Source organism: Paraburkholderia eburnea (genome assembly GCF_002917095.1).
Classification (GTDB): Bacteria; Pseudomonadota; Gammaproteobacteria; order Burkholderiales; family Burkholderiaceae; genus Paraburkholderia; species Paraburkholderia eburnea.
The window spans coordinates 38,306-59,112 of the sequence record NZ_PQGA01000001.1 but is presented as its reverse complement, the minus strand read 5'-3'; the positions used below and the strand labels follow the sequence as shown (position 1 = coordinate 59,112).

The following is a 20,807-nucleotide window of genomic DNA, read 5'->3' as shown; positions in this document are numbered from 1 at the left end:
TGTTGATCAGCGCCCGCCGCTCACGTCGAGCAATGCACCCGTCACGTAGGACGCCGCGTCGCTCAGGAGCCACACGATCGTTTCCGCGACTTCGTCGGCGCTGCCCGGACGGCCGAGCGGCGTCTGCGCGCCCAATACGGCGGCGCGCTCGGGCCGCCCGCCGCTCGCGTGGATTTCCGTGTCGATCAGGCCGGGGCGCACCGCGTTGACGCGCACGCCTTGCGGGCCGAGTTCCTTGGCGAGGCCGATCGTCAGGGTGTCGATGGCGCCCTTCGAGGCCGCATAGTCGACGTACTCGTTGGGCGAACCCAGCCGCGACGCCGCCGACGAGACGTTGACGATCGCGCCGCCGTCGCCGCCGCGATCCTTCGACATGCGCCGCGCCGCTTCGCGCGCGCACAGGAACGCGCCATACACGTTCACATCGAACATGCGTTTCAGGCGCGCGGCGTCCATGTCGGCGAGCTGGCTGCCAGGCGCGACGATGCCCGCGTTGTTGACGAGCGCATCGATGCGCCCGTAAGCCGATTCGAGCGCGTCGAACATGGCGACGACATCGGCTTCGCTCGCCACGTCGCCGTGCAGCACGCGCGCATGGCCGCCTGCGCGGCCGACTTCTGCTGCGGTTTCCTCGGCGGCGGGGGCGTTGTGCAGATAGTTGACGCCCACGGTCCAGCCGCGCGCGCCCAGCAGTCGAGCGCACGCGCGGCCGATGCCGCGGCTCGCGCCCGTGATCAGGACGACCTTGCCCATCGAAATCTAGCCTCCGTGGACGAACGTATGGGTGTCAGACGTTCTCGCGCTGCTCGGCCCACTTGTCCCTGGCGGGCGCGTGATAACGCTGGAGCTTGCCGATCAGCGTGGCGGGATCGCTGTCGATCTGCAGCAGGTCCAGATACGTCTGGCGCATGAAACCTTCGCTGACCGTGTGTTCGAGCATCGTCACGAGCGGGTCGTAGAAGCCGTCGATATTGAGGATGCCGACCGGCTTGTGGTGATAGCCGAGCTGCGCCCACGTATAGACCTCGAACAGCTCTTCGAGCGTGCCCGCGCCGCCGGGCAGCGCGACAAAGCCATCCGAGAGATCGGCCATCATTTTCTTGCGGTGGTGCATGTCGGGCACGACATGCAGTTCGGTCAGGCCGTTGTGGCCGACTTCCTTGTCCACCAGCAGTTCGGGAATCACACCGATCGCGCGGCCGCCTTCGGCCATCACGGTATCGGCGATCACGCCCATCAGGCCGACCTTGCCGCCGCCGTAGACGAGCGCGAGATCCGCGGCGACGAGCGCGCGGCCGAACGCCTGCGCGGCTGCGTCATAGGCGGGTTTGGCGCCGTGCGAGGAACCGCAATAGACACAGACGGCTTTCATTCGCGGGTTTCCTTGCTGTCTTTCGGTGCGCCGTCGCGCGGCGGCAGATAGTCGTAGAACTCGCGCTTCGGATGCGTGCCGGAGACGAGATCGTCGAACAACTGCCTCGCGCGGCCGCGCAGATACGGCGCCATCAGCGAGACGATCTGCACGCTCACCTGATGCAGTTCGACCTGGATCGCTTCCTGGTCGTTGTACTTGCGCGGATTCATCACGAACTGGTACGAGAGCCAGTAAGTGGCGATCACGCCGATATTGGTCGAGATCACCGCGATTTCGGCGGGCGTGGCGACCATCTCGCCGTCTTCCACGAGCTGCTCGCAGAACTGCTTCGCGAACGCGACCTTGTGGCTGATGATCTGCTTGAAATGCATCTCCAGCGTGCGGTTGCGCGCGAGCAGGTCGTTCAGGTCGCGGTAGAGAAAGCGGTAGCGCCACGTGAAATCGACCATGTATTGCAGATAGGCCCACATCTCGTCGATGGTGGCGCGATGGTCGTCGGGAAAGCGCAGACGCTTGTCGATCTCCTGCTCGAACTGGCTGAAGATGCTGTTGATGATGTCGTCTTTGTTGCGGAAGTGGTAGTACAGGTTGCCTGGACTGATCTCCATTTCCTCGGCGATGGTCGTCGTGGTGACGTTGGGCTCGCCGATTTCGTTGAACAGCTTCAACGACAGTTCTAGTATCCGTTCGCGTGTGCGGCGGGGAGGTTTCGCATCCATGTCGTCCGGCCCTGATAAGTACGGCGTCGGGCGAGCAACGCTTAAGCGCGGTGCCCGGACGCGGTTGGTCGTTTTTTAAGACTGTCGTTCGATTATAAACCGACGCCAGGGGCGCGAAACGTGCCAACCGGGAATGAAGAAAATCGGCGTGAATGCCGGGCCGCCGCATGAACGCGGTCTGCTGCCTTTAACGTGGACTTGAGCGTGGACTTCAGCGCTGTCTTCAGCGCACGCCGATCCAGTGCAGCAGCGCGGGGCCGAAACGCGGCACGAGGATCAAGCCCCAGGTCATCACGCAGGTGAGGAGCGCGACCGTCACGGCCGCGCTGCCGAGATCCTTGGCGCGGCCCGACAGCTCGTTGCGCTCCAGACCGATGCGGTCGACGGCGTTTTCGATGCTCGAATTGAGCAGCTCGACGATCAGCACCAGCATCACCGAGCCGAGCAGCAGCACGCGCTCGACCGGATCGACCGGCACGAACACGCCGATCGGCACCATGATGGCCGCGAGCGTGAGTTCCTGGCGGAACGCGCTTTCCTCGCGAATGGCGACGCGAAAGCCCTTGATCGAATACTTGAGCGCGTTCCACGCGCGCATGATGCCGCGATTGCCCTTGTAGGGGTTGAACGGCAGCGGGGCGAGCGGATCGTCGGGGCCGAGCGGTTCGTGCAGATGCGCCGGCTCGGGTGGCTCGACCTGCGCCGCGCCGGCAGACGCTGGCGCATTCTGCGGCGTGTTGGCGGCTCCGGACGCATGAACGGGCGCGGGGCCGCCGTGCGTGGGGGGCTTGCCGGCTTGCGGCGTCTCGGAGTCGCGAGGCGCGGCAGAGGTGCGCGAGGGTGACGAAGGACGTGGGGCCATAACGGTGCGGGTTGATGCCGCAGTATCGCACGCACGGTTTGCCGTTGCGCCGGGAACGTCTGACGAGTCCGACGGGTCGGGCGGCGCCGCGCCCCGCTGGGCGGGCGCGGCGGCTTCGGCCAGCACGTCCTGACCGTCGTCGGCGTCCACCGGTTCGGATGGGGCCGAGGGGAAAAGCGGGGCGCGGGGCCGGTTCATCGTCGTCCTCCGGTCCGTGAGCGAGGCTCAGGCCGCCGCGCTGCTTTCCTGCATCGTCGAGCCGGGGCGCGGCTTGAGATGCGAGGCGAACTGCTCGGAGGCGGCGGTCCAGGAGAAACGCTCGGCCCAGGCGCGCGCCGTCGGGCGGTCGATCTTGAGCGCTTCGAGGCAGGCTTCGCGCAGGTCCTCGTTCATCGCGCCCGCGCCGCCCGTGCCCAGCACGTCGATCGGGCCCGTGACGGGGTAGGCGGCCACCGGCGTGCCGCAGGCCAGCGCCTCCAGCAGCACGAGGCCGAAGGTGTCGGTGCGGCTCGGGAACACGAACACGTCGGCGGCGGCGTAGACCTTGGCCAGTTCGGGCTGGCTCAGCACGCCCAGATAGTTCGCCTGGGGATAGCGCGACTTCAGCTCGGCCAGCGCCGGGCCTTCGCCGCAGACCCACTTCGAGCCGGGCAGATCGAGCTTGAGGAAGGCCTCGACGTTCTTTTCCACCGCCACGCGGCCCACGTAGAGGAAGATCGGCCGGGCCGTGTTGAGCACCTTCGAGTCCATTGGCTCGAAGATTTCCAGATCGACGCCGCGAGTCCACAGCACGACATTGGTGAAGCCGAATTTTTCGAGGTCGGTCTTCACGACGGGCGTGGGCGCCATCACGGCGAGCGAGGGCTTGTGGAACCAGCGCAGGAAGCGATAGGTGACCGACAGTGGAATGCCGAAGCGCGCCTGCACGTACTCGGGAAAGCGCGTGTGGTAAGCGGTCGTGAACGGCAGGTCGTGGTCGATTGCGTAGCGGCGGGCGGCGAGGCCCAGTGGGCCTTCGGTGGCGACGTGGATCGCGTCGGGGCCGAAGGCGTCGATGCGCTCGCGCAGATGGCGCCTGGGGAGCAGCGAGAGCTTGATCTCGGGATAGGTCGGGCACGGGATCGTGCGGAATTCGAGCGGCGTGAGCAGTTCGACCTGATGGCCGAGCGCGATCAGCTCGCGCGTCGTGTTCTTCAGGGTCCGTACCACGCCGTTGACCTGCGGCTCCCATGCATCGGTCACGATCATTACTTTCATCGGTCGTCGGCCCTCGGGGTTCGGGTGTTGCGGTGGGTTGGCGAATGCTTGGGATGAGGGACGTCGCGCGTCATGCCGGTTTCAGGCCGCGCTCACGCGCGCCTTGCGCGGCGCGCCCTGGGCTTGCGGCGACTGCATCACGGTCCAGTAGACGATGCGCAGTTCGCCCTCGAAGGTTTCGACCAGCGCCGACAGACTCTCGACCCAGTCGCCGTCGTTGCAATAGAGCACGCCGTCGATTTCGCGGATCTCGGCCTTGTGGATGTGGCCGCAGACGACGCCGTCACAGCCGCGGCGGCGCGCTTCGTCGGTCATCACGCGCTCGAACGAGGAGATGAAGTTCACCGCGTTCTTGACCTGGTGCTTGAGGTACTGCGAGAGCGACCAGTACTGGAAACCGAGCCGCGCGCGGATGCGGTTGAACCAGCGGTTGAGCACGAGGATCACCGTGTACGCCGAGTCGCCCAGATAGGCGAGCCACTTGGCATGCTGGATCACGCCGTCGAACAGATCGCCGTGCACGACCCACAGGCGCTTGCCGGCGAGCGTCGTGTGGAACGCTTCCTCGCGCACGTGGATGTCGCCGAAGGCGAGGTTGCAGAACTGGCGCGCGCCTTCGTCGTGGTTGCCCGGGATGTACACCACCTGGGTGCCCTTGCGCGCCTTGCGCAGGATTTTCTGCACCACGTCGTTGTGCGCCTGCGGCCAGAACCAGCCTTTGCGCAGTTGCCATCCGTCGATGATGTCGCCCACGAGGTACAGATAGTCCGACTCGTTGTGACGCAGGAAATCGAGCAGATAGTTCGCCTGGCAGCCGTTGGTGCCGAGGTGAATATCCGAGAGCCAGATGGTGCGGTAGCGATGCGGAGCGGGGTGGTCGTCGTCGTGCGAGTCGGAGGAACCGGTGTCCTTGAGGGGCAGCGCCGGCGTCGGGAACGCGGCGGCGCTCGGACCGGAGTGGAAGGCGGCGGAATCGCTATCCTGACCGGAGGTCTGCCGGAAAAGTGGGGTCGCGGACGTCTTCTGGGCCATGGCTCACGCGGCAGGTTGCAATACGCGCATTGCGCCATGAGGCCGTGACGGCGCCGTGACATTCACAAGAAGGTCTTGTTACGCAGTCCCGACGAGCAATGGGTGCGGGCCGCCGCAGCCGCGCGGGGCATGGCCGGCAAGGCGTCGAGGCTTGCGCGCGCTACTTTCGCGCGCTGCAGCGTGACGCTTTGATGACGTGGCGCGCTGACGACGGCGCGTTTTAACGAGGCTGGCGCAGCACAGAAACGATGCGCGTGCCGGCGAGCCGATCATGCGGAAACTGCCGGTCGCGGCTCAGGCGGGCGCTGGCGGCCCAGAGCACGAACCAGAGCGCGGCGAGCGCGAGCGTGTGCGGGACGGTGAGGTTCAACAGCGGATGCAGCGCGAGCGGCGGCAGGAACCAGAGCCAGGCGGCCAGGTAGCGCAGCGTGGCGCGGCCGGTCGTGGGGGGCTGGCCATCCGGGCCCACCACGCGCAGGCGCCAGGTTTTCATCGGCAAGGTCTGGCCGCCATGACGCCAGAAGCCGACGAAATACGCGAGCGCGACGAACGCGATCCAGACGGCCATCAGCCGGTGGTACGTATAGCCGTTGCGCTGCTGCAGAACGAGACTGAACGCGAGGCCCGCGAGGAAGATCACGCCGAACAGCAGCACGCTCTCGTAGAGGAGCGCGGCGAGGCGCCGGCGCACGGTCACGGGGGCAGCAGGCGCAGCAGGTTCACGCGGCGCGGCGCGGGACGCGTTCGGGTCGGAAGCGGCGAGGGCGGGCGCAGCGGTGGCGTGTTCGGTCACGGTGGCGCGAAGGCTCAGCGATGGGACTTCGTGAGCATAACCGCGATCGGCGGCCACCAGAAACGCGGGAAAACGTGGGCGCCCTCGCGCAGGCTCAGGAACCCTTGAACGCGGCGGGCGCTTCGGACGGCGATACCGGTACGGGGATCGCGGGTTCGAAGCTGCCGGCGGCGGGAATGCTGGCCGCCATGGCCGTGGCGGGCGGCTCGGCGAGCTGCCCCGAGGTGCCGGGCTGACCCGGTGCGACAGGCGCCGTCGTGCCGCCCGGCACCGAGGCTCCCGCGGCGGTGCGGGCACGCGCGCGACGGTCGCGTTCGTTCACGAGGCGCTCGATATCGCGGATCTCGCTCTTGTTGCCGCTCGGCGGCGCGCTCACGACGGTGCGGCGCTTGCGTTCGCTCGCGGCGAGCTTTTCCTTCTGGTCTTCGGAGAGTTCCTGGTAGGCCTTCCACGCGCGCTGGCGGGCCTGCGGCGGCAACTCCTTCGAGACCTGGTAATTCTCGCGCGCGACGCGGCGCTGCTCGGGCGTCATGCGCACCCATTCGGCCATGCGCTCTTGCAGACGTCTTTGCACATCGGGCGTCATCTTCGGATAATGCGCGGCGATCCGCAGCCATTTGCGCTTGCGCACATCGCTGAATTTGTCCCATTCGCTGGCGAAGGGGGCGAGCGCGACGCGCTGCGCGTCGGTCAGGCGCGACCAGGAGAGCGGGTTGTCCGCATTGTCGTTCGCAGGCGCGGCGGCGACCGTCGCCGCTGCCGCAATGGAGTCAGAAGCCGATGGCTGGCCCTGGGCGGCGACGGCCGGCGCGAGCGCCGCGTCCGGGGCGGCTGCCTCGGGGTGAAAGCGCGGATACGTCGCCGCATACGACACCAAAGCCGTGACCACGCATCCGATGACAATGGCCAGGCCGCGCTTGTAACTCACCCCGTCAATCCCCCGCTTAGTGCGCGCGCGTCAGGTACGCATTGAAACCGTGATCGAGATAGGCCGTGAGCGGCAGGTCGTCGCTCAGCATGGCCGCGTCGATATCGGCAAGTTCTGCGGTGCGTTGTTGGTCTTCGAAATAGGCAATCGCGAACAGGCCGGCCACCAATGCGGCGAGCGGCCAGGCCAGCGCGAAGCGCGCGAACGCGGACCGGCGGCGCGGCGGCAGGCCGTCAGGCAGCGCGGCCATGCCGGCGCCCACGCCCGCTGCGGCGAGCGACGGCACGCGCACGAGCACCGGCTCAGCCTTCTTGCGGGCGAGCGCGGCCTTGCGGGCGGCGGTGAGACGGGCAGTGGTGGCGGACGGCAGGCTGGCCGCGCTCTCGTCGAGCGCGCGGCGCATCCCCTGCACGAACTCTAATTCCTTGATTTCGAGAGCGGAGCTCATAGCGTGATTCCTTTAGCCTTGAGCGCCTGAGCCAGCGTGTGCGTGGCCCGCGAACAGTGCGTTTTCACGCTACCTTCGGAGCAGCCCATGGCGGCGGCGGTTTCGGCGACATCCATATCTTCCCAGTAACGCATCAGAAACGCCTCCCGTTGACGTGCCGGTAATTTCTGGATCTCTTCTTCGATCAGCTTGAGGATCTGTTCGCGCTCGAATTGCTGCTCGCTGCTCTCGACGCCGGGCGATCCCGACTCGGACTCGAAGGTTTCGAGGATGTCGAACTCCTCGTCGTCGGCGCCGCCGAGTGACGAGAACAGGCTCACCCACGTATTGCGTACTTTCTGCCGACGAAAATAGTCGTGCATCGTGTTTTGCAAAATACGCTGGAAGAGCAGGGGGAGTTCGGCAGGCGGGCGGTCTCCGTATTTTTCCGCGAGTTTGATCATCGCGTCCTGCACGATATCGAGCGACGCGTCATCGTCGCGCACGGCGTAGACCGTCTGCTTGAACGCGCGCCTTTCGACGCCCGCCAGGAAATCGGCGAGTTCCTTGTCTGATGCCATCCGTTGCAGGCGCCGCCACCAGCGTACGCGTAATCGTTCGAAAAATGTCGTAAAACCCGCGGATCCTAGCAAATTTTCGCGCAAGCGGGGGCGCCGTCCGGCCAGACGTTTGCGTTCGAGCGGGCAGAAAGCGTCCGCGCGCCTTTCAGCAAGCCGCTGTGGCGTCGCGCTGTGGCCTCGATAGGGATCTTGCGGACTTCTTTCAATTGTCTTCGTGTTTTGCGGTCCGTAAGTGGTCCGCATGTGGATTCCGGGAGGATTTGTCGCGCACGCAACGTTTATTCCCGATGCGCGGCGAACGAGCGGCGCTTGAACGGAAATCGCAAAATAAGCGCTTGACCGAATGCTTTCGAGCCGCTATCTTCGACGGTTCGCAACATAAGTGACTTGTCTCAATTCGGATGTGGCCCAAGAAGCTCATCTGTCAACTGGACGCGCCGCTTGAACCCGAGCCACAAGCCCGGCAGAGAGCACCCGATCAATTTTTTGCCGAAAATTCGAAAGGTCAATGATGAATATGCCCAGCGCGGAATTCTCCACGTCGGTCCCCCCTTCGCAAGAATCTGCCCCTCAAGCTGCTACTTCCATCGGCGGAACCGTGCTGATGAAGGCGCTCGCCGACGAGCAGGTCGAATTCATCTGGGGCTACCCCGGCGGCTCGGTACTTTACATTTACGACGAGCTGTACAAGCAGGACAAGATCCAGCACGTTCTCGTGCGCCACGAACAGGCAGCCGTGCATGCGGCCGATGCCTACGCGCGTTCGACCGGTAATGTCGGCGTGTGTCTCGTGACCTCGGGACCTGGCGTCACCAATGCGGTGACGGGCATCGCGACGGCCTATATGGACTCGATCCCGATGGTGATCATCAGCGGCCAGGTGCCTACCGCCGCGATTGGTCAAGACGCCTTCCAGGAGTGCGACACGGTCGGCATCACGCGTCCCTGTGTGAAGCACAACTTCCTCGTGAAGGACGTGCGCGACCTCGCCGCTACCGTCAAAAAAGCTTTCTACATCGCGCGCACCGGCCGTCCCGGCCCCGTGCTGATCGACATTCCGAAGGACGTGTCGAAGACGCCGTGCGCGTATGAACCGGTCAAGAACGTCGCACTGCGCTCGTACAATCCGGTCACCAAGGGCCACTCGGGGCAGATCCGCAAGGCGGTGTCGCTGCTCCTCTCGGCCAAGCGTCCGTATATCTACACCGGCGGCGGCATCATCCTCGCGGATGCGTCGCGCGAACTGAATCAGTTCGCCGATCTGCTCGGCTACCCGGTCACGAACACGCTGATGGGTCTGGGCGGCTACCGCGCGAGCGACCGCAAGTTCCTCGGCATGCTCGGCATGCACGGCACCTACGAAGCCAATATGGCGATGCAGCACTGCGACGTGCTGATCGCGATCGGCGCGCGCTTCGACGACCGTGTGATCGGCGACCCGGCGCACTTCGCCTCGCGTCCGCGCAAGATCATTCACATCGACATCGACCCGTCGTCGATCTCGAAGCGCGTGAAGGTCGATATCCCCATCGTCGGCGACGTCAAGGAAGTGCTCAAGGAACTCATCGAGCAGCTTCAGCACGCCGAACACGGCCCGGATACGGCCGCGCTCGCCGACTGGTGGAAGGAAATCGAAGGCTGGCGCGAGAAGAACTGCCTGAAATTCGACCGTTCGAGCGACATCATCAAGCCGCAGTTCGTGGTGGAAAAGGCGTGGGAACTGACGGGCGGCAACGCGTTCGTGTGCTCGGACGTGGGCCAGCACCAGATGTGGGCCGCCCAGTTCTATCGCTTCAACCAGCCGCGCCGCTGGATCAACTCGGGCGGTCTCGGCACGATGGGCTTCGGCCTGCCGGCGGCGATGGGCGTGAAGATGGCGCACCCGGACGACGACGTGCTGTGCATCACGGGCGAAGGCTCGATCCAGATGTGCATTCAGGAGCTGTCGACCTGCAAGCAGTACGACACGCCCGTGAAGATCATTTCGCTGAACAACCGCTACCTCGGCATGGTCCGCCAGTGGCAGCAGATCGAATACAGCAAGCGCTATTCGCATTCCTATATGGATGCGCTGCCTGACTTCGTGAAGCTCGCCGAAGCGTACGGCCACGTCGGCATGCGTATCGAAAAGACCGCGGACGTCGAGCCGGCGCTCAAGGAAGCGCTGCGTTTGAAGGACCGCACGGTGTTCCTCGATTTCCAGACCGACCCTTCCGAAAACGTCTGGCCGATGGTTCAGGCCGGCAAGGGCATCACCGAGATGCTGCTCGGCTCGGAAGACCTGTAACGGTATTCGAACGACAGCCGTTGCAATCCCGCGCGGCGCGCGTCCACACAAGGGGCGTGCGGGTTCGCGGGAACGCAGCGGCGACACGCTCAATCTGGATAAATCGCGGATCACATCATGAGACACATCATTTCCGTTCTGCTGGAAAACGAGCCGGGCGCGCTCTCGCGCGTGGTCGGCCTCTTCTCCGCACGCGGCTACAACATTGAAACCTTGACGGTGGCGCCGACCGAAGACCGTTCGCTGTCGCGCATGACCATCGTTTCCATTGGCTCGGACGACGTGATCGAACAGATCACGAAGCATCTGAACCGCCTGATCGAGGTGGTGAAAGTGGTCGACCTTACCGAGGGCGCCCACATCGAGCGCGAGCTAATGCTGATCAAGGTAAGGGCGGTCGGCAAGGAACGTGAGGAGATGAAGCGGATGGCGGATATTTTCCGCGGCCGCATCATCGACGTCACCGAAAAGACCTACACGATCGAACTGACGGGCGCGAGCGACAAGCTCGACGCGTTCATCGAAGCGATCGACGCAACCGCGATTCTCGAAACCGTCCGTACGGGCGGCTCGGGCATCGGGCGCGGAGAGCGCATTCTGAAGGTGTGACCCGACCACAGTCGATCTTGCACCGGAACTTGACCGGATGAAGCGGTTACGACACGCGGCATCCGGCGCAGCAAAAGCTAATAGCAGTACCGAAATTCACCAGACTCTCGCCAAGGAACCAACATGAAAGTTTTCTACGACAAGGACGCCGATCTCTCCCTCATCAAGGGCAAGCAGGTCACGATCATCGGTTACGGCTCGCAAGGCCACGCACACGCGCTGAACCTGAAAGACAGCGGCGTGAACGTCACGGTCGGTCTGCGCAAGAACGGCGCATCGTGGAGCAAGGCTGAGAACGCCGGCCTGCAGGTCAAGGAAGTGGCCGATGCGGTGAAGAGCGCCGACGTCGTCATGATGCTCCTGCCCGACGAGCAGATCGCCGATGTCTACGCGAAGGAAGTTCACGCGAACATCAAGAACGGCGCAGCGCTCGCGTTCGCACACGGCTTCAACGTGCACTACGGCGCAGTGATCCCGCGCGCGGATCTGGACGTCATCATGATCGCGCCGAAGGCGCCGGGCCACACGGTCCGCGGTACGTACTCGCAAGGCGGCGGCGTGCCCCACCTGATCGCTGTCCACCAGGACAAGTCGGGCGCAGCGCGTGACATCGCGCTGTCGTACGCAGCAGCGAACGGCGGCGGCCGTGCCGGCATCATCGAAACGAACTTCCGCGAAGAAACCGAAACCGACCTGTTCGGCGAACAAGCCGTGCTGTGCGGCGGTACGGTCGAACTGATCAAGGCTGGCTTCGAAACGCTGGTGGAAGCCGGTTACGCGCCGGAAATGGCGTACTTCGAGTGCCTGCACGAACTGAAGCTGATCGTCGACCTGATCTACGAAGGCGGCATCGCCAACATGAACTACTCGATCTCGAACAATGCCGAGTACGGCGAGTACGTGACGGGCCCGCGCGTCGTCACGGCTGAGACGAAGAAGGTCATGAAGGACGTCCTGAAGGACATCCAGACCGGCGAATACGCCAAGAGCTTCATTCTGGAAAACAAGGCGGGCGCACCGACGCTGCAATCGCGCCGCCGCCTGGGCGCCGAGCACCAGATCGAAACGGTCGGTGCGAAGCTGCGCGCGATGATGCCGTGGATAGCCGCGAACAAGCTCGTCGACCAGTCGAAGAACTAATCTGACGGAGCGGATCTGTCTGGCTGTGCGGTTTTGACCGACGCGCAGCCGGCGTACCCGAGTCGGACTCAACAAAAGCCGCCCAGGTGAGAAGAAGCCTGGGCGGCTTTTGCTATGCTACGGTTTTTATAATAACTGCGAAGCCAACATGAATTACCCCCATCCGATCATCGCGCGCGAAGGCTGGCCGTTCATCGCCATTGCGGCCGTCGTGACGCTTCTGATCCATGCGGTCGCAGGCTTCGGCTACGCATGGCCGTTCTGGCTGATCCTGATTTTCGTCGTTCAGTTCTTCCGCGATCCGCCGCGCCCGATTCCGACCCAGGCCAACGCCGTGCTGTGTCCGGCCGATGGCCGCATCGTTGCGGTCGAAACCGCGCACGACCCGTATGCCAACCGTGAAGCGCTGAAGATCAGCGTGTTCATGAACGTCTTCAACGTCCACTCGCAACGCTCACCCGTGGACGGCGCCGTCGCCAAGGTCGAATACTTCCCGGGCGCGTATCTGAACGCCGCCATCGACAAGGCTTCGACCGAGAACGAGCGCAACGCCGTGGTGCTCACGATGGCCGACGGCACGACCGTGACCTCGGTGCAGATCGCGGGCCTGATCGCACGCCGCATTCTTTGCTACGTGCGCGCAGGCGAGCCGCTCTCGCGCGGCCAGCGCTATGGCTTCATCCGCTTCGGCTCGCGCGTCGACGTGTACCTGCCGGTGGGCAGCCGGCCGCGCGTGTCGATCGGCGAGAAGGTCTCCGCCTCGTCGACGATCCTCGCTGAACTGCCGACCCAATCGGCATAAGGAGGGCACCGATGGCCGGACTCAAACCGCGTCGACCCCGTAATCCCGGCAACGCGCCGCTACCGCGACCGTTCCGCCGCAACAAGGCCATGCAGGAGTCCGTTGGCCCTGCGGCTAGCCGCCGTGCCGCCCGCCAGGAATTCCTGAAAAAGCGCGGCATCTATCTGCTGCCCAATGCGTTCACGACCGCCGCGCTGTTCTGCGGTTTCTTCGCGGTCGTGCAGGCCATGAACGTGCGCTTCGAGGTGGCGGCCATCGCCATCTTCGTGGCGATGGTGCTCGACGGCATGGACGGGCGCGTGGCGCGCATGACGCATTCGCAGAGCGCGTTCGGCGAGCAGTTCGACAGCCTGTCGGACATGGTCTCGTTCGGCGTCGCGCCCGCGCTCGTGATGTACGAGTGGGTGCTCAAGGACCTCGGGCGCTGGGGCTGGCTGGCGGCCTTCGTCTATTGCTCGGGCGCCGCGCTGCGGCTCGCGCGTTTCAACACCAACATTGCCGTGGTGGACAAGCGCTTTTTCCAGGGCCTGCCGAGCCCGGCCGCGGCTGCGCTGATCGCGGGCTTCGTCTGGCTGGCTACCGACAACCGCGTGCCGGTGAAGCTCTCATGGCTGCCGTGGGTCGCTTTCGTGCTGACGATCTACGCGGGCGTGACGATGGTGTCGAACGCGCCGTTCTACAGCGGCAAGGCGCTCGACGTGCGCCATCGCGTGCCGTTCGCGGCCACGCTGCTGGTGGTGGTGGCTTTCGTGCTGGTCTCGTCCGATCCGCCGCTGATGCTGTTCGGCCTGTTCGTGCTCTATGGCCTTTCGGGCTATGTGTTCTGGGCCTGGCAGTCGGTGCGCGGGCGCAATAACCCGGCGCGCTCATCGCCAAGAGAGCGGTAGGGCGCTTGAATCGCTGAATCCAGAGGGCTGCGCGCGAGCGCGGCCCTTTTTGTTTTCCGCGGCCCACCCGGATTGCGCTATCGGCGGAATCCGGCTATAGTCGGCTGATGGACACCATCCAGTTCCCCTTCTTCTCCCTTCAAGCCGGCGCGCCCCTACGCACGCTAGCGCTAGCGCGCCTGCCGCGCTGATCTCGCTCGCCCTCCGTAAGCCTCGTTCATTGTCAGCGTCGCCATCGGTGGCGCGAACACCCGAAATCCGTTTTAGACACTGAACAAGTCCCCCCGGAGACCCAAAATGGCAGCAGACAAGCTCATCATCTTCGATACGACGTTGCGTGACGGCGAACAGTCGCCCGGTGCGTCGATGACGAAGGAAGAGAAGATCCGTATCGCGAAGCAACTCGAGCGCATGAAGGTCGACATCATCGAAGCCGGCTTCGCGGCCAGCTCGAATGGCGATTTCGACGCGATCCACACGATCGCCGGCCTGATCAAGGACAGCACGATCTGCTCGCTGGCCCGCGCCAACGACAAGGACATCCAGCGCGCCGCCGACGCGCTCAAGCCCGCCGACCACTTCCGCATTCACACCTTCATCGCCACGTCGCCGCTGCACATGGAGAAGAAGCTGCGCATGTCGCCGGAGCAGGTGCTCGAACAGGCGAAGCTCGCAGTGCGTTTTGCGCGCAAGTTCACCAACGACGTGGAGTTCTCGCCGGAAGACGGCAGCCGCTCGGACATGGACTTCCTGTGCCGCGTGCTCGAAGCCGTCATCGCCGAGGGTGCGACCACGATCAATATCGCCGATACGGTCGGCTACGGCGTGCCAGAGCTGTATGGCAACCTCGTGAAGACGCTGCGCGAACGCATTCCGAACTCGGACAAGGCGGTGTTTTCGGTGCATTGCCATAACGACCTCGGCATGGCGGTGGCGAACTCGCTGGCCGGTGTGCAGATCGGCGGGGCGCGTCAGGTCGAGTGCACGATCAACGGCCTCGGCGAGCGCGCGGGCAATACCTCGCTCGAAGAAATCGTCATGGCCGTGAAGACCCGCAAGGACTACTTCGGCCTCGATCTCGGCATCGACACGTCGCAGATCGTGCCGGCCTCCAAGCTCGTGTCGCAGATCACCGGTTTCGTCGTGCAGCCGAACAAGGCCGTGGTGGGCGCCAACGCGTTCGCGCACGCTTCGGGCATCCACCAGGACGGCGTGCTCAAGGCGCGCGACACCTACGAAATCATGCGCGCGGAAGATGTGGGCTGGAGCGCGAACAAGATCGTGCTCGGCAAGCTTTCGGGCCGTAACGCGTTCAAGCAGCGCTTGCAGGAACTGGGCATCACACTCGAAAGCGAAGGCGAACTCAATAACGCGTTCGCTCGCTTCAAGGAACTGGCCGACCGCAAGGCCGAAATCTTCGACGAAGACATCATCGCGATCGTCACCGAAGAATCAGCCGAAGCGCAGGAGAAGGAGCACTACAAGTTCGTCGCGCTGTCGCAGCGCTCGGAAACGGGCGAGCGTCCGCACGCGCGTATCGTGTTTTCGGCGGACGGCTCGGAAGTCACGGGCGAAGCCGCGGGCAACGGTCCGGTCGATGCAACCTTCAACGCGATCGAAACCGAAGTGGGCAGCGGCTCGGAACTCCTGCTGTATTCGGTGAACGCGATCACGACCGGCACCCAGGCGCAGGGCGAAGTGACGGTGCGTCTGTCGAAGGCCGGCCGCATCGTCAACGGCGTGGGCACCGATCCGGATATCGTCGCGGCTTCGGCCAAGGCGTATATCTCGGCGCTCAACAAGCTGCATTCGGATAACGACAAGCTCAATCCGCAGCGCTCGTAAGCGTTCGCGCTGTTGTCGTCGTCGTTAAAAAACCCCCGTGCTCGCGAGAGCGCGGGGGTTTTGCTTTCAGGCGGCCCAGGGGATCAGAACCGGTTGCGCAGATCCGGATCGTGCAGCGGATCGGGCGTCTTCTGCGTGAGCCGCAGAATGCCCTGGTCGTCGAAGTAAAAGCTGTAGAGCATGTACCAGACGTTGTCTTCCAGATAACGGTAAGTCCACGCTTCCTTCTTCATCAGCCGGAAATAGGCGGTTTCTTCCGGGCGGCCGAAGTTCACGAGCACGTCGGTGCGCGTCCACTTGCCGATCTCGGCCTTGTAGAACTCGTTGGGCTGCAGCACCTGGCGCACGTTGACGACCTTGCCGCTGCCGTCGATGTCGGCGGCGACGGTGGTTTCGCCCATCGGCTGGGTCGGCCACATCAGGCGCTTGCCGCCATTGGGCAGGTCGTAGCTTTCGCGCGGCGGCCCAAAGCGGGCGATCACGGCCTGGGCGTCGTCGCCAGCGTGGAATTGCTGCCACGGCGGCACGCAGCCGGCCAGCGCAAGCGTGCCGAGGCCTGCGGCGAGCACGCGGCGCGGCAGCGGCAGGCCGCGTGTGAGGGCCGTCAGGCGCGCAACTGGAGCGACCAGCGCGGTGAGGGCAGAGGAAAGGCGGTTGAGCATGAAGTCTCCCGGCGCTCGCTCGCAGGGATCACGAGCGAATGCGGTGCGCGATTTCGAATCGGTCGGAGCCGGCGGTCAGAACCCGCGGTTGCAACCATTATGGAACCGTTATTTTGACACGGCGCGATTTCGCGGGGTGGTCCGGTGAGCGACGCCGGGCTTGCGGCGGCGCGCGTGCGCGTCCTATGATCCGCGCTTCACCTGAGCCAGACACATAAAACGAGGAATGAGCGCATGAAGTCCCAATACCCGCGCAAGGCGTTCGCACTGCTCGCCACGCTGACGGCAGCGGCAGGGCTGCTCGCGCTGCCTTGCGCGAATGCGCAAGCCGCGAACACCGGCAAGCCCATCCAGCTCGCGTTGATCGAGGGCATGTCGGGGCCGTTCGCCGATGCGGGCGCGGCTGTCGAGCGCAATCTGCGCTTCGGCGTGGAGCGCGTGAACGCGGCGGGTGGCGTGGCGCTGCCCGATGGGCGTCATCCGCTGGAACTGGTCGTGCTCGACAGCAAGGGCAGTACCGAAGCCGCGCTGATGCAACTGCGTGCCGCGCAGGACCGCCATATCGGCTTCGTCATGCAGGGCAACAGCTCGGCGGTGGCGGCGGCGCTCGTCGCGGCCATCGACCGCCAGAATGCGCGCGAGCCGGAAAATCGCGAGTTGTTCCTCAATTATTCCGCCGACGATCCCGCGCTCACCAATGCCAACTGCAGCTTCTGGCATTTCCGCTTCGACGCGCACGCGGGTATGCGCATGGACGCGCTTGCGGACGTGATCGCCGCCGATAAATCGGTGAAGAAGGTCTATCTGCTCAACCAGGACTACAGCTTCGGCCACGACGTAAGCACGCTCGCGCGCGCGGCGCTGGGCAAGCAGCGTCCGGATATCGCCGTGGTCGGCGACGAGTTTCATCCGATCGGCCGCGTGAAGGATTTTGCGCCGTATATCGCCAAGATCCGCGCGTCGGGCGCCGACGCCGTCATCACCGGCAACTGGGGCAACGACCTCACGCTGCTGGTGAAGGCGGCGCGCGAGCAAGGTCTCGACACCCGCTTCTACACGTTCTACGGCAACAGCCTGGGCGCGCCGGCGGCGCTGGGCGATGCGGGCGTCAAGCGCGTGATCGCGGTCGCCGACTGGCACCCGAACGCGGGCGGCGCGTCGTCGGACGCCTGGTATCAGGCGTTCCGCGTGCGCTATCCGGCTGCGGCGGACGACTATCCGGTGCTGCGCATGGAAATGCTGGTCGAAATGCTCGCGCAGGCGATGACGAAGGCGGCCTCGTCCGATCCCGAGGCGGTGGCGAAAGCGCTGGAGGGCATGCGCTTCGACAATGGCTTCCATCCGATGTGGATGCGCGCCGAGGATCACCAGATGATCCAGCCCCTTTACGTCATGCAGATGGACAGGCAGGGAACGCCGGGCGTGCGCTATGACAACGAAGGCTCGGGCTACGGCTTCCGCACGGTGCTGGCGCTGCCGCCGGAGCGTACCGTACCCGCGACGACCTGTCAGATGAAGCGGCCTTGATCCCGACAAAGGCGTGGCAAAGGCGTGGGCAAACCCAGGCGGCTCTCGGCCTGACCCGGCTGTGCTACAATGCTGGACTCGCCGTAATTCACGGTGGGTAAGAACCAGGCACGGCACGGCCTTTCTTCCGTGACCGCTCGTTTGTTTTTAAGGAAAAGTAAAATGTCCGTAGCAGATATCAAGAAGTCCGACATCGTCGCGCAATTCGCGCGCGGCACCGGCGACACGGGTTCGCCCGAAGTTCAGGTTGCACTCCTGACGTCGCGTATCAACGAACTGACTGGCCACTTCAAGTCGCACGCGAAGGACCACCACAGCCGCCGCGGTCTGCTGCGCATGGTGAGCCGCCGCCGCAAGCTGCTCGACTACCTGAAGGGCAAGGACGCTGATCGTTACCGCGCACTGATCGAAAAGCTGGGTCTGCGCAAGTAATCGCAAGGTCTTGCAGAAAGATGCCTGTGTCAGTTCCACTGATGCAGGCATTTTGTTTTTGAACGGTACGCTTCTCGCGATGCGTGCCGGATAGCAGTACAAGGCAGCACAACGTAACACCTGGCAGTAGAAGCAGCACAGACGCAGTACTACAAGCAGCAGGGCCGGGCCACGGGGCAGAGTTTTGTGTCATTCCATCGCATCGTGCGGCGCGACAGCACGCCGCAGCGTGTTCACCGCCGCGCGACGCGCTGGAATGGCATAACACTCCTCTGACCTGCGCGGTGCCGGAACCTGTCTTGCCGCGACGTCCGCGTGTGCGGGCGACGCATAACAAATGAGTAAGGAGTGAGTGACCATGACCATGTTCAATAAAGTCGTGAAGGAATTCAAATGGGGTCAGCACAATGTGCGCCTCGAAACCGGTGAAATCGCCCGTCAGGCGAGCGGCGCCGTCATCGTCGACGTCGAAGACACCGTCGTGCTCGCGACCGTCGTCGGCGCGAAGACGGCCAAGCCGGGTCAAGACTTCTTCCCGCTCACCGTCGATTACATCGAAAAGACCTATTCGGCCGGCAAGATCCCGGGCGGTTTCTTCCGCCGCGAAGGCCGTCCGTCCGAAGGCGAAACGCTGATCTCGCGCCTGATCGACCGTCCGCTGCGCCCGCTGTTCCCGGAAGGCTATTACAACGAAGTGCAGGTCGTGATCCACGTCCTGTCGATCAACCCGGAAGTCCCGGCTGACATCCCCGCGCTGATCGGCGCGTCGGCTGCGCTGGCGATCTCGGGTCTGCCGTTCAACGGCCCGGTCGGCGCCGCGCGCGTGGCCTACATCAACAACGAATTCGTTCTGAACCCGACGCGCTCGCAAAGCAAGCAGTCGCGTCTCGACCTCGTGGTCGCAGGCACGGAACGCGCAGTGCTGATGGTCGAATCGGAAGCGGACCAGCTGCCGGAAGACGTGATGCTCGGCGCGGTCGTGTTCGGTCACGAGCAGATGCAAACGGCGATCGACGCGATCCATGAACTGGTTCGCGACGGCGGCAAGCCCGAGTGGGACTGGCAGCCGGCGCCGAAGAACGAAGCGCTGATCGCCCGCGTGACGGAAATCGCTCACAGCGACCTGCTCGCCGCATACCAACTGCGCGACAAGCAACAGCGTTCGGCCAAGCTGAAGGAAGTCTACGCAGCGACGTCGGCGAAGCTTGAAGAAGACGCGGCTGCCGCTGGCACCGTCGCGGCCGACAAGGCGTCGGTCGGCAACGTCCTGTTCGACCTCGAAGCAAAGATCGTCCGTTCGCAGATCCTGAACGGCGAGCCGCGAATCGACGGCCGTGACACGCGCACGGTCCGCCCGATCGAAATCCGCACCGGCGTGCTGCCGCGCACCCACGGTTCGGCCCTCTTCACGCGTGGCGAAACGCAGGCGCTGGTCGTCGCGACGCTCGGCACCAAGGGCGACGAGCAGATCATCGACGCGCTCGAAGGCGAATACCGCGACCGCTTCATGCTCCACTACAACATGCCCCCGTTCGCGACCGGCGAAACGGGCCGTGTTGGCTCGCCCAAGCGCCGCGAAATCGGCCACGGCCGTCTGGCCAAGCGCGCGCTCGTCGCGTGCCTGCCGAGCGCGGAAGAATTCGGCTACTCGATCCGCGTCGTGTCGGAAATCACCGAATCGAACGGTTCGTCGTCGATGGCTTCGGTGTGCGGCGGCTGCCTCGCGCTGATGGACGCCGGCGTGCCGATGAAGGCGCACGTCGCGGGCATCGCCATGGGCCTGATCCTCGAAGACAACAAGTTCGCGGTGCTGACCGACATCCTCGGCGATGAAGATCACCTTGGCGACATGGACTTCAAGGTGGCCGGTACGGAAGCTGGCGTGACCGCGCTGCAGATGGACATCAAGATCCAGGGCATCACGAAGGAAATCATGCAGGTCGCCCTCGCGCAAGCGAAGGAAGGCCGTATGCACATCCTGAGCAAGATGACCTCGGCGGTGTCGGGCGTGAACACGGAACTGTCGGCTTACGCTCCGCGCATGATCACCATCAAGATCAACCCGGAAAAGATCCGCGACGTGATCGGCAAGGGCGGTTCGGTGATCCGCGCGCTGACGGAAGAAACCGGCACGACCATCGACATTTCGGACGACGGCGTCGTGACGATTGCTTCGACCTCGAGCGAAGGCATGGCCGAAGCGAAGAAGCGCATCGAGAACATCACGGCTGAAGTCGAAGTCGGTCAGGTCTACGAAGGCGCGGTCCTCAAGCTGCTGGACTTCGGCGCGATCGTGAACCTGCTGCCGGGCAAGGATGGTCTGCTGCACATCTCCGAGATCGCCAACGAGCGTATCAAGGACATCAACGACTATCTGAAGGAAGGCCAGATCGTGAAGGTCAAGGTCATCCAGACGGACGAGAAGGGTCGCGTGCGCCTGTCGGCGAAGGCACTGCTCAACGAGCAGGGCAATGGCGGCAACGCACCGCAGGGCGAGCCGCAGCAGTAAGGCGGTGAGCTGAAACGGCCGGTAGCGCGATGAGCGCGCCGGCCGTTTTTTTATGAGAATGTAGGTGGGATTGCTGTGCGTGCCGCGTCGCGGGCGCAGCGCCATCCACACCTTGGCGCAAAGCCCTTGGGAG

General features: G+C 64.4%; 20 protein-coding genes. 9 read left to right on the top strand and 11 right to left on the bottom strand.

Annotated features, from left to right (window positions below; translation table 11 throughout):
• Window positions 1-6: 6 nt before the first annotated feature.
• The 10 genes from B0G62_RS00310 to B0G62_RS00265 form a co-directional block, all read right to left on the bottom strand.
• Window positions 7-753 carry an SDR family oxidoreductase gene (locus tag B0G62_RS00310; RefSeq protein WP_103701433.1) on the bottom strand — a complete coding sequence of 249 codons (747 nt, stop codon included), beginning with the start codon at window positions 751-753 and terminating at the stop codon, window positions 7-9.
• Between the two features lie 34 nt (window positions 754-787).
• A complete protein-coding gene (locus tag B0G62_RS00305) occupies window positions 788-1,372 on the bottom strand; it encodes an LOG family protein (RefSeq protein ID WP_103701431.1) in 585 nt (194 codons plus the stop codon).
• Window positions 1,369-2,094, bottom strand: coding sequence for a TetR/AcrR family transcriptional regulator (locus tag B0G62_RS00300; protein ID WP_103701430.1), 726 nt, complete (start codon window positions 2,092-2,094; stop codon window positions 1,369-1,371). Before B0G62_RS00300 ends, B0G62_RS00305 begins: the two co-directional genes overlap by 4 nt.
• Window positions 2,095-2,317: 223 nt before the next feature.
• Window positions 2,318-2,956, bottom strand: a complete 639-nt coding sequence (locus tag B0G62_RS32010; RefSeq protein WP_103702831.1) for a diacylglycerol kinase — start codon at window positions 2,954-2,956, stop codon at window positions 2,318-2,320.
• A 225-nt stretch (window positions 2,957-3,181) separates the two neighbouring features.
• A complete protein-coding gene (locus B0G62_RS00290) occupies window positions 3,182-4,213 on the bottom strand; it encodes a glycosyltransferase family 4 protein (protein WP_103701428.1) in 1,032 nt (343 codons plus the stop codon).
• Window positions 4,214-4,294: 81 nt separating this feature from the next.
• Window positions 4,295-5,245, bottom strand: a complete 951-nt coding sequence (locus B0G62_RS00285) for a UDP-2,3-diacylglucosamine diphosphatase (RefSeq protein WP_103701426.1) — start codon at window positions 5,243-5,245, stop codon at window positions 4,295-4,297.
• Between the two features lie 220 nt (window positions 5,246-5,465).
• The gene (locus B0G62_RS00280; RefSeq protein WP_103702829.1) at window positions 5,466-6,038 is read right to left on the bottom strand and encodes an RDD family protein; all 573 of its coding nucleotides are present in this window, start codon (window positions 6,036-6,038) and stop codon (window positions 5,466-5,468) included.
• 94 nt (window positions 6,039-6,132) lie between these two features.
• Complete coding sequence (locus B0G62_RS00275) at window positions 6,133-6,966, bottom strand: DUF3106 domain-containing protein (protein ID WP_103701424.1); 834 nt, start codon at window positions 6,964-6,966, stop codon at window positions 6,133-6,135.
• Between the two features lie 16 nt (window positions 6,967-6,982).
• The gene (locus B0G62_RS00270; RefSeq protein ID WP_103701422.1) at window positions 6,983-7,414 is read right to left on the bottom strand and encodes a DUF3619 family protein; all 432 of its coding nucleotides are present in this window, start codon (window positions 7,412-7,414) and stop codon (window positions 6,983-6,985) included.
• A complete protein-coding gene (locus tag B0G62_RS00265; RefSeq protein WP_103701420.1) occupies window positions 7,411-7,974 on the bottom strand; it encodes an RNA polymerase sigma factor in 564 nt (187 codons plus the stop codon). The genes B0G62_RS00270 and B0G62_RS00265 overlap by 4 nt, the downstream gene beginning before the upstream one ends.
• Window positions 7,975-8,485: 511 nt before the next feature.
• On the opposite strand from B0G62_RS00265, the gene B0G62_RS00260 reads away from it, so the two are divergent.
• The 6 genes from B0G62_RS00260 (at window position 8,486) to B0G62_RS00235 (ending at window position 15,544) form a co-directional block, all read left to right on the top strand.
• Window positions 8,486-10,261, top strand: a complete 1,776-nt coding sequence (locus B0G62_RS00260) for an acetolactate synthase 3 catalytic subunit (RefSeq protein ID WP_103702827.1) — start codon at window positions 8,486-8,488, stop codon at window positions 10,259-10,261.
• 117 nt (window positions 10,262-10,378) lie between these two features.
• Window positions 10,379-10,870: an acetolactate synthase small subunit gene (ilvN, locus tag B0G62_RS00255; RefSeq protein WP_027795483.1), complete on the top strand. Its 492-nt coding sequence runs from the start codon at window positions 10,379-10,381 to the stop codon at window positions 10,868-10,870.
• 123 nt (window positions 10,871-10,993) lie between these two features.
• Window positions 10,994-12,010: a ketol-acid reductoisomerase gene (gene ilvC, locus B0G62_RS00250; protein ID WP_103701418.1), complete on the top strand. Its 1,017-nt coding sequence runs from the start codon at window positions 10,994-10,996 to the stop codon at window positions 12,008-12,010.
• Between the two features lie 148 nt (window positions 12,011-12,158).
• Window positions 12,159-12,812 (top strand): phosphatidylserine decarboxylase, encoded by a 654-nt coding sequence (locus B0G62_RS00245; protein ID WP_103701416.1) that lies wholly within the window; start codon window positions 12,159-12,161, stop codon window positions 12,810-12,812.
• Between the two features lie 11 nt (window positions 12,813-12,823).
• A complete protein-coding gene (gene pssA, locus B0G62_RS00240) occupies window positions 12,824-13,699 on the top strand; it encodes a CDP-diacylglycerol--serine O-phosphatidyltransferase (protein WP_103701414.1) in 876 nt (291 codons plus the stop codon).
• Window positions 13,700-13,996: 297 nt separating this feature from the next.
• Entirely contained in the window at window positions 13,997-15,544 is a 1,548-nt protein-coding gene (locus B0G62_RS00235) for a 2-isopropylmalate synthase (protein ID WP_103701412.1), read from the top strand.
• An 83-nt stretch (window positions 15,545-15,627) separates the two neighbouring features.
• On the opposite strand, the gene B0G62_RS00230 is transcribed toward B0G62_RS00235, so the two are convergent.
• Window positions 15,628-16,206: a hypothetical protein gene (locus B0G62_RS00230; protein ID WP_103701410.1), complete on the bottom strand. Its 579-nt coding sequence runs from the start codon at window positions 16,204-16,206 to the stop codon at window positions 15,628-15,630.
• Window positions 16,207-16,440: 234 nt separating this feature from the next.
• Here B0G62_RS00230 and B0G62_RS00225 point away from each other — a divergent pair, with 234 nt between their 5' ends.
• From B0G62_RS00225 to pnp, 3 genes are all read left to right on the top strand, one after another.
• Entirely contained in the window at window positions 16,441-17,733 is a 1,293-nt protein-coding gene (locus B0G62_RS00225; RefSeq protein WP_103701409.1) for a branched-chain amino acid ABC transporter substrate-binding protein, read from the top strand.
• Window positions 17,734-17,895: 162 nt separating this feature from the next.
• Window positions 17,896-18,165 (top strand): 30S ribosomal protein S15, encoded by a 270-nt coding sequence (gene rpsO / locus B0G62_RS00220; RefSeq protein ID WP_027795476.1) that lies wholly within the window; start codon window positions 17,896-17,898, stop codon window positions 18,163-18,165.
• 358 nt (window positions 18,166-18,523) lie between these two features.
• A complete protein-coding gene (pnp, locus tag B0G62_RS00215; RefSeq protein WP_103701407.1) occupies window positions 18,524-20,674 on the top strand; it encodes a polyribonucleotide nucleotidyltransferase in 2,151 nt (716 codons plus the stop codon).
• Window positions 20,675-20,807: the final 133 nt, after the last annotated feature.

Coding starts and splice junctions, on each gene's coding strand:
- B0G62_RS00305 (WP_103701431.1), bottom strand. CDS start 1,372: ATGAAAGCCGTCTGTGTCTATTGCGGTTCCTCGCACGGCGCCAAACCC.
- B0G62_RS00235 (WP_103701412.1), top strand. CDS start 13,997: ATGGCAGCAGACAAGCTCATCATCTTCGATACGACGTTGCGTGACGGC.
- B0G62_RS32010 (WP_103702831.1), bottom strand. CDS start 2,956: ATGGCCCCACGTCCTTCGTCACCCTCGCGCACCTCTGCCGCGCCTCGC.
- rpsO (WP_027795476.1), top strand. CDS start 17,896: ATGTCCGTAGCAGATATCAAGAAGTCCGACATCGTCGCGCAATTCGCG.
- B0G62_RS00265 (WP_103701420.1), bottom strand. CDS start 7,974: ATGGCATCAGACAAGGAACTCGCCGATTTCCTGGCGGGCGTCGAAAGG.
- B0G62_RS00270 (WP_103701422.1), bottom strand. CDS start 7,414: ATGAGCTCCGCTCTCGAAATCAAGGAATTAGAGTTCGTGCAGGGGATG.
- B0G62_RS00300 (WP_103701430.1), bottom strand. CDS start 2,094: ATGGATGCGAAACCTCCCCGCCGCACACGCGAACGGATACTAGAACTG.
- B0G62_RS00260 (WP_103702827.1), top strand. CDS start 8,486: ATGAATATGCCCAGCGCGGAATTCTCCACGTCGGTCCCCCCTTCGCAA.
- ilvN (WP_027795483.1), top strand. CDS start 10,379: ATGAGACACATCATTTCCGTTCTGCTGGAAAACGAGCCGGGCGCGCTC.
- B0G62_RS00225 (WP_103701409.1), top strand. CDS start 16,441: ATGAAGTCCCAATACCCGCGCAAGGCGTTCGCACTGCTCGCCACGCTG.
- ilvC (WP_103701418.1), top strand. CDS start 10,994: ATGAAAGTTTTCTACGACAAGGACGCCGATCTCTCCCTCATCAAGGGC.
- B0G62_RS00285 (WP_103701426.1), bottom strand. CDS start 5,245: ATGGCCCAGAAGACGTCCGCGACCCCACTTTTCCGGCAGACCTCCGGT.
- B0G62_RS00245 (WP_103701416.1), top strand. CDS start 12,159: ATGAATTACCCCCATCCGATCATCGCGCGCGAAGGCTGGCCGTTCATC.
- pnp (WP_103701407.1), top strand. CDS start 18,524: ATGACCATGTTCAATAAAGTCGTGAAGGAATTCAAATGGGGTCAGCAC.
- B0G62_RS00310 (WP_103701433.1), bottom strand. CDS start 753: ATGGGCAAGGTCGTCCTGATCACGGGCGCGAGCCGCGGCATCGGCCGC.
- pssA (WP_103701414.1), top strand. CDS start 12,824: ATGGCCGGACTCAAACCGCGTCGACCCCGTAATCCCGGCAACGCGCCG.
- B0G62_RS00230 (WP_103701410.1), bottom strand. CDS start 16,206: ATGCTCAACCGCCTTTCCTCTGCCCTCACCGCGCTGGTCGCTCCAGTT.
- B0G62_RS00290 (WP_103701428.1), bottom strand. CDS start 4,213: ATGAAAGTAATGATCGTGACCGATGCATGGGAGCCGCAGGTCAACGGC.